The sequence below is a fragment of the Streptomyces sp. NPDC107498 genome (assembly GCF_055582805.1).
The window spans coordinates 72,539-85,259 of sequence record NZ_JBVJPE010000027.1 but is presented as its reverse complement, the minus strand read 5'-3'; the positions used below and the strand labels follow the sequence as shown (position 1 = coordinate 85,259).

7 protein-coding genes are annotated in these 12,721 nt (G+C 74.5%); 3 read left to right on the top strand and 4 right to left on the bottom strand.

Going from position 1 to position 12,721, the window contains the following annotated elements; all coding sequences use genetic code 11:
- Positions 1-463 precede the first annotated feature (463 nt).
- On the bottom strand, positions 464-1,009 hold the full coding sequence (locus ACZ66Z_RS32685; RefSeq protein WP_469939248.1) for a MarR family winged helix-turn-helix transcriptional regulator: 546 nt from the start codon (positions 1,007-1,009) through the stop codon (positions 464-466).
- 153 nt (positions 1,010-1,162) lie between these two features.
- On the opposite strand from ACZ66Z_RS32685, the gene ACZ66Z_RS32680 reads away from it, so the two are divergent.
- Positions 1,163-2,437 carry an MFS transporter gene (locus ACZ66Z_RS32680; RefSeq protein ID WP_469939247.1) on the top strand — a complete coding sequence of 425 codons (1,275 nt, stop codon included), beginning with the start codon at positions 1,163-1,165 and terminating at the stop codon, positions 2,435-2,437.
- Between the two features lie 6 nt (positions 2,438-2,443).
- On the opposite strand, the gene ACZ66Z_RS32675 is transcribed toward ACZ66Z_RS32680, so the two are convergent.
- Together ACZ66Z_RS32675 and ACZ66Z_RS32670 are read right to left on the bottom strand one after the other, a co-directional pair.
- On the bottom strand, positions 2,444-4,084 hold the full coding sequence (locus tag ACZ66Z_RS32675) for an ATP-binding SpoIIE family protein phosphatase (protein ID WP_469939246.1): 1,641 nt from the start codon (positions 4,082-4,084) through the stop codon (positions 2,444-2,446).
- A gap of 106 nt (positions 4,085-4,190) precedes the next feature.
- Positions 4,191-5,555 carry an NAD(P)/FAD-dependent oxidoreductase gene (locus ACZ66Z_RS32670; protein ID WP_469939244.1) on the bottom strand — a complete coding sequence of 455 codons (1,365 nt, stop codon included), beginning with the start codon at positions 5,553-5,555 and terminating at the stop codon, positions 4,191-4,193.
- Positions 5,556-5,910: 355 nt separating this feature from the next.
- Between ACZ66Z_RS32670 and ACZ66Z_RS32665 the strand changes: the two genes are divergently transcribed.
- Complete coding sequence (locus ACZ66Z_RS32665) at positions 5,911-6,696, top strand: TetR/AcrR family transcriptional regulator (RefSeq protein WP_469939242.1); 786 nt, start codon at positions 5,911-5,913, stop codon at positions 6,694-6,696.
- Between the two features lie 467 nt (positions 6,697-7,163).
- The gene (locus tag ACZ66Z_RS32660; RefSeq protein WP_469939241.1) at positions 7,164-9,197 is read left to right on the top strand and encodes a sigma-70 family RNA polymerase sigma factor; all 2,034 of its coding nucleotides are present in this window, start codon (positions 7,164-7,166) and stop codon (positions 9,195-9,197) included.
- Here the strand turns inward: ACZ66Z_RS32660 and ACZ66Z_RS32655 are convergent.
- Positions 9,184-12,519, bottom strand: a complete 3,336-nt coding sequence (locus ACZ66Z_RS32655) for an ATP-binding protein (RefSeq protein WP_469939239.1) — start codon at positions 12,517-12,519, stop codon at positions 9,184-9,186. The two genes, ACZ66Z_RS32660 and ACZ66Z_RS32655, sit on opposite strands and share 14 nt — an antisense overlap.
- Positions 12,520-12,721 lie beyond the last annotated feature (202 nt).

Here is a 12,721-nt window from a genome sequence, read left to right as displayed (position 1 = left end):
AGGTGCGGACGCTTCCTTCGGTCCCGATCTCCGGGCCCTCCGGGCGCTTCCTTCGTTTCCGACTCTATCAGATCTTTCCGACCCGATTTCCTCGGCGCTTTCCGGTCCCGTTCTCTTTCGCTCCGGGCCCTTCCGGCGATTCCGACTCTATCAGATCCTTTCGGCGTCCGATTCCCAGTCGGCGGGATTTGTCTTTCCGGCCGTTGGGCCGTTCCGACGTCTCAAACTCTAGCGGTTCTTCCCGGCGACTCATAATCGAGTCTTTCGAAATGAATTTCGGCACGCCGAAATTCATCCCGGTGGGGAGTTCGTGCTGAGTAGAGGTGCCGCATCAGCGGCGTGAGTGGTTGTCGAAGAACCGTTCCGGCTCCGTGACAACTCGGAGAACACTACGCATCCGGGAGGGGCGTGTCAACCCTCCCTCATGCCCCGCTCGTCCCCCGTTCAATCCCTGTCCGGTGGGTCAGTCGAGGTCCGTCAGGCGGCCGCCGGCGTCGGGCTGGGTGAGCTCCACGCGGCGGAGGAGACGGATGAGGACATCACCGAGGACGCCCTTCTCCTCCGTCGTGAGGTCCTGGAGCAGGTCCTCCTCGAAGTCGGTGGCCATGTGCATGGCCTCCAGCCACTTCGAGCGGCCCTCGTCGGTGAGCTCGACGATCACGCGGACGCGGTTGTTCTCGTCGCGGTCGCGGGTGACCAGGCCCTCGCCGGCCATGCGGTCGATGCGGTGGGTCATCGCGGCCGGGGTGAGGCCCAGGCGCTTGGCGAGCTCGCCGGGGCCCAGGCGGTAGGGCTCCCCGGAGAGGACCAGGGTCTTGAGGACCTCCCACTCGGCGTTGCTGATGCCGAGGTCGGCGAGCTGGCGACCGTACGCCACGTTCATCCGGCGGTTCAGCCGGCCGAGGGCGGAGACGACCTTCTCCACCTGCGGGTCGAGGTCGCGGTACTCGCGCTGGTACGCGGCGATCTGCTCGTCGAGGCTCGGCTCCTGGGGAGCGGTGTCGGACATGCGGGGAGTATCCCACGGCCTCGTTGGCATTGAAGTCCTTCAGTGTGTACTGTTAAGACCTCAACTTTAGTATTGAAGTCTTGAGGGTTCAGGCCTACAGCTCTGAACCCGCGACCGAAGTGGGTGAGTGTGACCAAGGCGAGGGGCGCGGCGATGCGCCGGATTCAGGCAGGTAGCGCGCTGAGCGCGTTCGGACTCGGTTTCACCGTGCCGTACCTCTATGTGTACGTCGCACAGGTGCGGGATCTGGGCGCGGCCACGGCGGGCATCGTGCTGGCCGTCTTCGCCATGGCCGCACTGGTGGTGCTGCCCTTCAGCGGACGGGCCATCGACCGGCGCGGGCCCGTGCCCGTCCTGCTGGTGGCCTCGGTCCTGGCGGCGGCGGGCGCGGTGGCGATGGGCTTCGCCTCCAGCGTGCCGGCGGCCGTGGGGGCTGCGGCGCTGCTCGGTGCCGGTACGGCCGTGCTCCAGCCGGCCCTCGCCACGATGATCGTCTGGTGCTCGGAGCCGGTCCGGCGCACGCGGGCCTTCGCGATGCAGTTCTTCCTGCAGAACCTCGGGCTCGGCATCGGCGGCCTGATCGGCGGCCTGCTGGTCGACACGAGCCGGCCGGGCAGCTTCATCCTGCTGTTCTCGATCGAGGCGGCGATGTTCCTCGTGCTCGCCGCGGTCGTGGGGACCGTTCGGATGCCGGGCTCCCCCGCGTTCCAGGACACCCGTCCGTCCGAGGGCGGGAAGGCCGGTGGCGTCCGCGCGCTGCTCGGGCACAAGGCCATGGTGCAGCTGTGCGTCCTCGGCTTCGTGCTGTTCTTCGCCTGCTACGGGCAGTTCGAGTCGGGTCTCGCCGCGTACGGCACGGAGGCCGCCGGCATCGAGCCGTCGACGCTCGGGATGGCCCTCGCCGCCAACACGGCGGTGATCGTGGTCGCCCAGTTCCTGGTGCTGCGGTTCGTCGAGCGCCGGAAGCGGACCAGGGTGATCGCGGCCGTGGGTCTGATCTGGGCCGTGGCCTGGCTCATCGCCGGGTACGCGGGCCTCGGGCACGGCAGCCAGGCCATGGCGACGGCGGCCTTCGTCTCCACGTACGCCCTCTTCGGGCTCGGTGAGGCGATGCTGTCGCCGACCGTGGCGCCGCTGGTGGCCGATCTGGCACCGGAGTCGATGGTCGGGTCGTACAACTCGGCCTTCGCCCTGGTGAAGCAGCTGGCGCTGGCCGTCGGTCCGGCCGTGGGCGGGCCCATGGGGGCCGCGCTGCACGGGCCGTACATCGTGACCTTCGTGCTCTTCTCGCTCGGGATCACCTTCCTGGCCGTCCGGCTGGGCCGGCGGCTCACTCCCGAGCAGGACCAGCCGTCACTGGCCCTCAAGCCGTCGAAGGTGGTCGCACGGCACGAGCCGGTCCGCGAGAGCGAGACCGCCACCGCCTAGTCCGGATCAGTCCGGCAGGGCGAACTCGCACCAGACCGCTTTGCCGCCGCCGGGCGTGCGGCGGCTTCCCCAGGACGAGGCGATCGTCGCGATGATCGAGATTCCGCGACCCGCCTCGTCCTCCGTTTCCGCCCTGCGGCGGCGCGGCAGGTGGTCGTCGCCGTCCGTGACCTCGATGATCAGTCGCCGGTCGGTACGGCGCAGGCGCAGGCGCATGGGCGGGGTGCCGTGCTGGAGGGAGTTCGCCACCAGCTCGCTGGTGGCGAGGACGCCCAGGTCGCGCAGCTCGACCGGGAACCGCCAGGACGACAGGACCCCGGAGGCGAAGGCACGCGCGCGGGGGGCGGCCTCCACCCCGCCGAGCAGTTCCAGGGCGGCGTTGTGGAAGAGCTCGGCGTCCGCGCCCTTGCGGGAGGGGTGCTGGACGACCAGCACGGCGACGTCGTCGTCGTGCTCGGCGGTGACCCCGAGGGCGCGGAGGAGTCGGTCGCAGACGACCTGCGGGGTGCCGTCGGCGCCGGCCAGGGCCCGGGCCAGGGCGGCGACGCCCTCGTCGATGTCCTCGCGGCGGCGCTCGACGAGACCGTCCGTGTAGAGGACGGCGGTGGAGCCGGGCGGCAGGGGGATGGAGCCCGAGGCGTGCAGCCAGCCGCCGGTGCCCAGGGGCGGGCCGGTCGGGTCCTCGGCGCGGCGGACGGTGCCGTCCTCGTCCCGTACGAGGATCGGGAGGTGGCCGGCGGAGGCGTACACCAGCTTGCCCTCGCTGGGGTCGTGGATCGCGTACACACAGGTGGCGATCTGGCTGGCGTCGATCTCGGCGGCGAGGCCGTCGAGGAGCTGGAGGACCTCGTGCGGGGGCAGGTCCAGGCGCGCGTAGGCCCGGACGGCGGTGCGGAGCTGGCCCATGACGGCGGCGGCGCGCACGCCCCGGCCCATCACGTCGCCGATGACGAGCGCGGTGCGCCCCGCGCCGAGGGTGATCACGTCGTACCAGTCGCCGCCGACGGCCGCGTCCGCGACGCCGGGCTGGTAGGTGGCGGCGATCCGCAGGTCGTCGGGCTGCTCCAGTTCCTGCGGGAGCAGGGAGCGCTGGAGGGTGACGGCGGTCTCGCGGTGTCTGCGCTCGCTGGCCCGGAGCCGCTCGGCGGCCTCGGCGTGGTCGGTGACGTCGGCGGCGTGGACGAGGACTCCGCCGCCGTCGAGGCGGGGGCTGTCGACGGGCAGGCACGTGACCGTGTACGAGCCGCCGTCCCGGGTGCGGCGGGACTTGACCGTGCGGGGCTTGCCGCTGCGCAGCACCTGGTCCATGAGGGGCAGCAGGCCGAGCTCCTCGGCCTCCGGGCAGGTGTCGGCGACGGTGGCGCCGGCGGGGCGGGGGCCGAAGGCGGCGGCGTACGCGTCGTTCACGTACGCGATGCGGTGCTCGGGGCCGTGCACGAGCGCGACGAGGCCGGGGAGGCGGCCGAGCAGCTCCCGTACGGAGAAGTCCTCCAGGGCGGGGACGTCGGCGGTCTCCGCAGCGCTGTCGGTGAGCTGCTCCAACTGCTGACCGTACTCACCGCGGGCGGCGGGCACGGAGCCTTCGGGCCCCCGCGCCGCGCGGCGCTGCGTGCCGGGGAGCCGGGCGCTCCAACGGGTGAAGTTCACGGATGTGTATGCCTCGTGGTGTCGGTGCCGTGCAGAGTCACGCTGTGCAGGTGTGAGCCCACCTATGGTCACACGTCCAGTGTGGACGAGTGCACTGACAGTGATGTCAGGACCGTGGCTTGTCGTGGTCGCCGGGGGGTGGAGCGGCGGCGAGTTCGAATTCTGCCCTGGGGTGTTCCAGCGAGCCGAGGGAGACGATCTCCCGTTTGAACAGGCCGGACAGGGTCCATTCGGCGAGGACCCGGGCCTTGCGGTTGAAGGTGGGCACCCGGCTGAGGTGGTAGGCGCGGTGCATGAACCAGGCCGGATATCCCTTGAGCTTGCGTCCGTAGACGTGGGCGACGCCCTTGTGGAGGCCCAGGGAGGCGACGGAGCCCACGTACGCGTGCGCGTACTCCTTGAGCGGCTGCCCGCGCAGGGAAGCCGCGATGTTCTCGGCGAGCACCTTGGCCTGGCGGACGGCGTGCTGGGCGTTGGGCGCGCACTCCTTGCCCGGTTCCTTCGCCGTCACGTCGGGGACGGCGGCGGCGTCGCCGGCCGCCCAGGCGTGCGCGGCGCCGTCGACGGTGAGCCGGGCGGTGCAGCGGAGCCTTCCGCGTTCGTCCAGCGGCAGGTCGGTGGCGGCGAGGAGGGGAGCGGGCTTCACGCCGGCGGTCCAGACGACCGTGCGGGTGGGCAGGCGGGTGCCGTCGCTGAGGACGGCGACCCGGTCCTCGCAGGTCTCGAGGCGGGTCCGCAGGCGGACGTCGATGTTCCGGGCGCGCAGCTCGCGGACGGCGTAGCGGCCCATCTCCTCGCCGACCTCGGGGAGGATCCGGTCGGAGGCCTCGACGAGGACCCAGCGCAGGTCCTCTGGCTTGACGTTGTGGTAGTAGCGCGCGGTGTAGCGGGCCATGTCCTCCAGCTCGGCGAGGGCCTCCACGCCCGCGTAGCCGCCGCCGACGAAGACGAAGGTGAGGGCGGCGTCGCGGATGGCGGGATCGCGGGTGGAGGAGGCGATGTCCATCTGCTCGATGACGTGGTTGCGCAGGCCGATGGCCTCCTCGACGGTCTTGAAGCCGATGCCGTGGTCGGCGAGGCCGGGGACCGGGAGGGTGCGGGAGACGGAGCCCGGCGCGATGACCAGCTCGTCGTACGTCATGTCGACGGTGCCGGCGCCCTCCTCCTCGGTGGCGAGGGTGGAGAGGGTCACGGTGCGCCTGGCGTGGTCGACGGAGCGGACCTCGCCGATGACGATGCGGCAGCGGTCCAGGACCCGGCGGAGCGGCACGACGACGTGGCGCGGGGAGATGGAGCCGGCCGCGGCCTCCGGCAGGAACGGCTGGTACGTCATGTACGGCTCGGGGGTGACCACCACGATCTCGGCGGTGCCGTCTCCGAGCTCCGGCCTGAGCTGCCGCTGGAGGCGCAGCGCGGTGTACATGCCGACGTATCCACCGCCGATCACGAGAATGCGCGCAGGTTCGGTCACTGTCCCATGACGCACCGCCGTCCGTGGTTTGTCCACAGGCCCGGCAAATTGTGTGACCGGAGGGGTACGGAGGCGCGGGGTGGCGCACGACGGGCATGCGGGGATGAGCACGCAGGTCACGGCGGGTGGGGCCGGTTCGAAGAGGGGTCGGAATCGGGAGCCTTCCGGGCCTTGCTCCGATCGGGGGGCGCACCGTACGGAACTCCCCCTTCTGAATTGACCCCGACTCAACTATGTTCGTACCTCGTCGGGGTGTCGGATCGGGCGCGCGCGTGGACCGAAGCGCTCGCCCGCCGGAGCCCCGTGTCAGGGCGGGGAGTCTCCGGGGGGAGACATCATGAGCGGGGGAACGCTTATGCAGATTCAGGATTCACGGTGGCAGTCGGGCTCCGGTACGGCGACCGTCGTCGACGGGCACGTCCCCGGGACGGCCGAGGCGCGGGGCGGGGTTCCGGTGGCGGGCGGCAGGTCCGTGCCGCTGCGGGTGGACGCCCAGCGCAATCTGGAGCACGTGCTGCGGGCCGCCCGCGAGGTGTTCGGCGAGCTCGGCTACGGGGCTCCGATGGAGGACGTGGCGCGCCGCGCCCGGGTCGGCGTCGGCACCGTCTACCGCCGCTTCCCCAGCAAGGACGTGCTGGTGCGGCGGATAGCCGAGGAGGAGACCTCCCGGCTGACCGAGCAGGCGCGGGCCGCGCTGGGCCAGGAGGAGGAGCCGTGGTCGGCGCTCTCCCGGTTCCTGCGGACCTCGGTGGCCTCGGGTGCGGGGCGCCTCCTGCCGCCGCAGGTGCTGCGGGTGGGCGTGGACGAGTCCGGGGCGCCGCTCCTCGCGGACGACGTGGACGAGGCCGCCCGGGTGCCGTACCAGCGGGGTGGCGCCGAGCAGACCGACGCGCGCGTGGTCGCGCCGCGCGGGGTGCCGGCCGACGAGCGGGACGACGCGGGGGCCTCGGAGCTCCTGGAGGTCGTCGGGCGGTTGGTCGACCGGGCGCGTGAGGCGGGTGAGCTGCGGGCGGACGTGACCGTGGCGGACGTCCTCCTCGTCATCGCCACCGCCGCGCCGGCCCTGCCGGACGCGGTGCAGCAGGCGGCGGCCTCGGCCCGGCTCCTCGACATCCTCCTGGAGGGCCTGCGCTCCCGGTAGGAGGCCCCGGCCGTTTTCGTACGGCTGTGCTTCTCGTGGTCCGGGCGGCCGATGATCACGGCACGAACGTGTGAGCGGTTACGCCCGGATACGCGAAGTCGCCCCGGACGAGTGGTAAGTGGACGCGACGCCTCGGCGTGCCCGCGCGCTGTGGCAGGCTTGGCCGACATTCGGGTCTGAGCGTGCGTACGGGGGCTTCCGCGATGAGCGGTGACAGTCGGGACGATCCGCTGGGCAACGGCGGCGGCGCGGCGGCCGGAGGCCCTCCCTCCCGGCAGGTACCGAGCCAGGGCGGGCCTGGAGGCCTCTCCGGAGCGCCGTCGGCGGCCGGGTCGGCGGGGGTCTCCGGATCTGCCGGATCGTGCGGGGCTCCCGGGGCCGCAGGATCGCCCGGGGCCGCCGTTTCCGCCGGTTCGTCGGGCTCCCCGGGAGCGCCGACCAGACACGCCGAGCCGCTCGACGCGAGCGTGCCGCAGCAGCGTGAGGGCAAGCCCGCGGGGACGGGTCACGGGGCGGGTTCCGGGGCCGGGGGCGTCGCCGGGGCCGGGGCCGCGAGCCGCGGGACAAGACCCGGCGGCGGTGACGGTAGCGGCGGCGCCGACGGCGAGGGCGGCGCCGCCCATGACGATCGCAGCGGTCACGGCGGTCACGGCGACGGCGGCGTCCACGCCGGTGGCGTCCACGGCGGAGCCGGTCACGACGGAGCCGGTCACGACGGAGCCGGTCACGACGAGTCCGACACCGTCCTTCCGCCGCCGCGCGCACTGCCGCCCTCCGACGCCGAGCTCGTGCAGCTCATGCGGGACGGCGACGACTCCGCGTACGAGGAGCTGTTCCGCCGCCACTCCGGGGCCGTCCGCCGTTACGCCAGGACCTGCTGCCGGGACGCGCACACCGCCGACGACCTCACCGCCGAGGTCTTCGCCCGCACCCTCCAGGCGGTCCGCGGCGGGGCCGGGCCCGAACAGGCCGTGCGCGCCTACCTCATGACCACCGTCCGGCGGGTCGCCGCGCACTGGACCAGGACCCAGAGGCGCGAGCACCTCGTCGAGGACTTCGCGGTGTTCGCCGCGGACGCCGCCCGCTCCTCCGAGGTCTCGGACCGGGACACGACGGACCTCGGCGCGGACGTCCGCGCCATGCACGAGGCCGAGCGGTCCCTCGCCGTGCAGGCCTTCCGCTCGCTGCCGGAGCGCTGGCAGGCCGTGCTCTGGCACACCACCGTCGAGGAGGAGTCCCCGAGCGAGGTCGCCCCGCTCTTCGGGCTGACCGCCAACGCCACCGCCGTGCTCGCCAGTCGGGCCCGCGAGGGCCTCAAGCAGGCCTACCTCCAGGCGCACGTCAGCCAGTCCCTGACGGCGGGCGGCGACTGCGCCCGCTACGCGGACCGGCTCGGCGCCTACGCGCGCGGCGGGCTGCGGATGCGGGCCGAGCGCGGCCTGCGCAAACACCTGGACGCATGCGCGAAGTGCCGGCTCGCCGCCGGTGAGCTGGCCCACGTGAACGCCGGGATCCCCGCGCTCCTGCCGGTGGCCGTCATCGGCTGGTTCGCCGCCGGCTACTCGCTCAAGGCCGCCGGTGTCGTCGCCGGTGGCACCGCCGCCGCGGCCGGCGCGGGCGCGGCGGCCGCCGCCTCCGGGTCCTCCGGGGGCGCCGCCTCGGGCGGTGCCGCCGAGGGGCTCGGCGCGCCCGTGAAGGCCGGCATCGCGGCGGCCGTGGCGGTCGCCGCGGCCGCCGGGCTCGTCTGGTCCATGGCCGGGGACCCGCAGCCCGTGGCCGCGCCCCGGCCCGCCCAGCCGGTCGTCACCCCCGTCACGCCGCCGGAGCCCGCGCCGCCGGCGAAGCCCTCCCCGGAGCCCGCGCCGCCGGCCCCGCCCGTTCCCTCCGAGCCGCCGGCGCCCGCCCCGCCGCCTCCCCCGGAGCCCAGCCCCGAGCCGACTCCCAGGCCCACGCCGAAGCCCACGCCGAAGCCGACGCACAAGCCGTCCCCGAAGCCCGTGCCCAAGCCGGCGCCCACCCGCGAGAAGCCCGCCCCGGAACCGGCGCCGCCGACCGCGCCGCCGACCGTCTACCAGGTCAACGAGCTGCGGTACGGGGTCTTCGGCGACGGCACCGAGCCCGAGGTGTCCCTCTCGGACAGCAGCTGGATGTGGCAGCGCGACGACCTGTCCGTCGGCGGCACGCGGTACGCGCACGGGGTGAGCGTCCCCGCGCCGTCCTCGCTGCTCATCGACCTCAACCGGCCGTGCACGAGTTACGACGCGGTCGTCGGCGTCGACGAGCTGAGCGCCCGGCTCGGCGTCGGCGGCGTCCGCTTCTCCGTCCACGGGGACGGCGAGCGGCTCTGGCGCTCCGACGTGATCCGGGCCGGCGACCCGCCGGTCCCGGTGCACGTCGACCTCTCCGGGCTCTCCACGATCCGGCTCGTGGTGGAGGAGCACACGCCGTTCGGCCGGGCCGCGGTCGCCGACTGGGCGGAGTCCCGGATCAGCTGCTCCTGACGCCCGTCCCGGCGGCCGGCCGGTCGGGTGCGAAGGGTTCGACGAGGCCGAGGACCTCGTCGAGGTCGAGGCCCGCACCGGCCGCGCGGGCCGCCGCCAGGGCCGAAGCGTCGAGCTCGACGAGCGCCCGGGCCGTCACGGCCTCGGTGTCCTTCAGCTCGGGGACCGAGCGGGGCGTGTCCCGGCGCCACCGGTCGACGGCGGCCAGGACCCGTACGGCGAGGTCGGCCTCGCCCGCCTCGACCAGGGCGATGGCGAGCCCCTCCCCCAGGCCGGTGGTGACGAAGTCCGCGCACTGCGCGTCCCGCGCGGTGCGGAGGGCCGTGACGGCCGTGGCGACGGCGGCGACGCCCTTGCCCTCGTACGCCTCGACGCGGGCGGCGATCCCGGTCACCGCCGCCTCGAAGTGGGGCGGCGGGGTGCCGAGCGCGACCGTCCGGCTCGCCTCCTCCAGCTGGGCGCGGGCCTCGGTGATGTCACGACGGTGGAGGGCGAAGGCCGCGCGGAGGAAGCGGACGTAGGTCTGGCTGTCGCGTACGTGGTGGCGGTCGGCCTCCCGTGCGGCCTCGTCGAGGATCCGCCCGGCGGTCTCCAGGTCGCCGGTGCGGTAGGACAGTTCGGCCAGCCGGGCCAGGAGGAACGGGGCCTCGGCGTGGGCGCCGACCTCGCGGGCGAGGCCGAGGGCCTCCTCGTACGCCTCGCCCGCCTCCGTGTGCCGGCCCCGCATCGTGTACGACTCGCCCGCCGCGCTCGCGATCTGGGCACCCATCCAGCGGTCGCCGACGCGTCGGGCGATGGCGCGGAGTTCGGCCAGCGCCTCGTCGACGCCGGGCATGCCGCCGGGCATGTCGACGGCCATGTGCGTCCGGAACATGAGGCTGACGCCGAGCTCCCAGTCGCCGCCGTGGCGGCGGCAGTTGTCGACGGCGGTGTCGAGGAGGGAGCGGATCACGACCGGTTCCTCGGTGAGGTACGCGGTGAAGGGCCAGAGCAGGCCGGGGAAGCGGGCCGCCTCGGGGCCGGGGTCCGCGCCGAACGCGTCGCGGACGCGCCGGACGAGCGCGCGGGTCTCCGGTTCCTGGAAGTCGCCCATCGCGTGGCTCTCGACCGCGAGGAAGAAGTGCAGCATGCGCAGGTGCATGCGGGGCCAGTACCGGGGGTCGGCGGGGTCGGACGGGTCCTCGCCGAGGGCGATCGTGCGCTCGACCCAGGCCAGGCCCTCGGGGCGGTAGTTCCGCAGCCACCAGAACCAGCCCATGGCGAAGACGAGCCGGAGGGCGGCGGCCTCGTCGGGCGGGGGTCCCCCCGGTGCGAGCGGAGCCGAGGGCCCGGGGGTCGTGACGAGGGTGCGGTGGAGGGCGGCGCGGATGTTGTCGAGGTCCCGTTCGAGGCGGTCGATCCAGGGGAGCTGCTCCGCCGAGCGGAGGCGGGGCTCGGCGGCCTCGGCGAGGGCGGTGAAGTGGGCGGTGTGGGTGGCTTCGGCGGCGGCGAGCAGCTCGGGGTCCTCGGCGGCGCGCTCGGTCGCGTACTCGTGGATGGTCTCCAGGAGCCGGTAGCGCATCTCGCCGCCCTCGGTGGGGGTGGCGACGACGAGGGACTTGTCGACCAGGGCGCCCAGGGAGTCGGCGGCGCCCGGGGAGAGGGCCTCGGCGGCGGCCAGGTCCCAGCCCCCGGCGAAGACCGACACCTGGCGGAGCAGGGTGCGCTCGGCCGGGTCGAGGAGGTCCCAGGACCAGTCGACGACGGCGCGGAGGGTCTGCTGGCGGGGCAGGACGGTCCGCGAGCCGGAGGTGAGGAGGAGGAACCGGTCGTCGAGGCGGTCGGCTATCTGGCGCGGGGTGAGGAGGCGGAGCCGGGCGGCGGCCAGTTCGATGGCGAGCGGCAGGCCGTCGAGGCGGCGGCAGATCTCGTCGACGGCCTCGCCGCCGTCCCGGGCGAGGTCGAAGGAGGGGCGCACGGTGCGGGCCCGCTCGGCGAAGAGGCGGTGGGCGGGGCCGGGCGGGAGGGGCTCGACGGGGCGGACGGACTCGCCGGGGACGCCGAGGGGCTCCCGGCTGGTGGCGAGGACGCGGAGCCGCGGGCAGTGGGTGAGCAGGGTCTCGGCGAGGGCGGCGGCCGCGTCGATGACGTGCTCGCAGTTGTCGAGGACGAGGAGCAGCGGGCGGTGGGCCAGGTGCTCGACGAGGTGGGCGGTGGGGTCGTCCTGGAGCGACGCCCCGTCGCGGGTGATCAGGTTGACCTCGCGGAGGCGGAGCGCGGAGAGGACGGCTCCGGGGACGGCGTCGGGGTCGTCGAGCGGGGCGAGTTCGGCGATCCAGGCGGCGGGGCCGGCGGCCCGGAGCGCGGCCTCCTCGGCGAGCCGCGTCTTGCCGGAGCCGCCGGGTCCGATGAGCGTGACGAGCCGGGAGCGGGACAGGTCCGCGTGGAGGGCGTCGAGTTCGGGCTCGCGCCCGACGAAGGAGGTGAGCCGGGGTCGGATGTTGCCGGTCTCTCCGGACCGCTCGGGGGCGGAGGCGGGTGGAACCGGGGCGGGGGCGGGTGGCGCCGGGGGCTCGGGGGCGGGCGCGGCCGGGGTCGGGGCCGGACTCGGACTCGGGTCCGGGGCGGCTCCGGTGAGGAGTTCGCGGTGGAGGGCGGTGAGTTCGGGGCCCGGGTCGGCGCCGAGGGCGTCCGCGAGGGTGCGGCGGGCCGACTCGTACGCGGTGAGGGCGTCGGCGTGGCGGCCCTCGGCCCGCAGGGCGCGGATGAGGTGGGCGCGGAAGGCCTCGTCGTACGGGTACGTGGTGGTGAGCTCGGTCAGCTCCGGTACGAGTCCGTCGGTGGCGCCCCGGCGCAGGTCGGCCTCGACGCGCTGCCGGAGCGCCGCGAGCCGCTGTGCCTCGGGCCGGACGCCCGCCGGGTCGGGCAGGTCGGCGAGGGCGGGGCCGCGGAAGAGGCCGAGGGCCTCGTGCAGGAGGGCGGCGGCGGTGTCGGGGTCGCCGGCGTCGAGGCGGGCGGCGCCGTTCCCGGCCAGGCGCCGGAAGACGTACAGGTCGATGTCGTCGGGGCCGGCGACGAGCCGGTAGCCGGGGCCGGGGGCGGAGGCGACGGCCTCCCGGCCGAGGATCCGGCGGAGGCGGCCGACGAGGGCCTGGAGGGCGGCGGGGGCGTCCTGCGGCGGGTCGTCCCCGTACACGTCGTCGGCGAGCTCGCCGACGGAGACGGCCCGTCCGCCGCGCAGCGCGAGTGCGGCGAGCAGCGCGCGCAGCCGGGCACCGCCGAGGGGCAGCGGGGTGCCGTCGGGCCGGAGGACCTCGGTGGTGCCGAGGATGAGATACCGCACCGGCCCATTGTGTCGGGCGGGCTCGGAGGGCGCCTCGGAGTTTGTCGCGGTGAGTCCCTCGGGAGGCGCCGGTGTCCAGGTCGGAGCCGAGAGGGCGGGGAAGCGGGACGACCGCCCCGGCTCGTGGATGTGCCCGTGGGCGTAGTCGTCCCCGGCGGGCCCGGAGCGGACGACGGCTTCGCCGGCCCCGCGGTCGACACTG

Coding starts and splice junctions, on each gene's coding strand:
- ACZ66Z_RS32685 (WP_469939248.1), bottom strand. CDS start 1,009: ATGTCCGACACCGCTCCCCAGGAGCCGAGCCTCGACGAGCAGATCGCC.
- ACZ66Z_RS32680 (WP_469939247.1), top strand. CDS start 1,163: ATGCGCCGGATTCAGGCAGGTAGCGCGCTGAGCGCGTTCGGACTCGGT.
- ACZ66Z_RS32665 (WP_469939242.1), top strand. CDS start 5,911: ATGCAGATTCAGGATTCACGGTGGCAGTCGGGCTCCGGTACGGCGACC.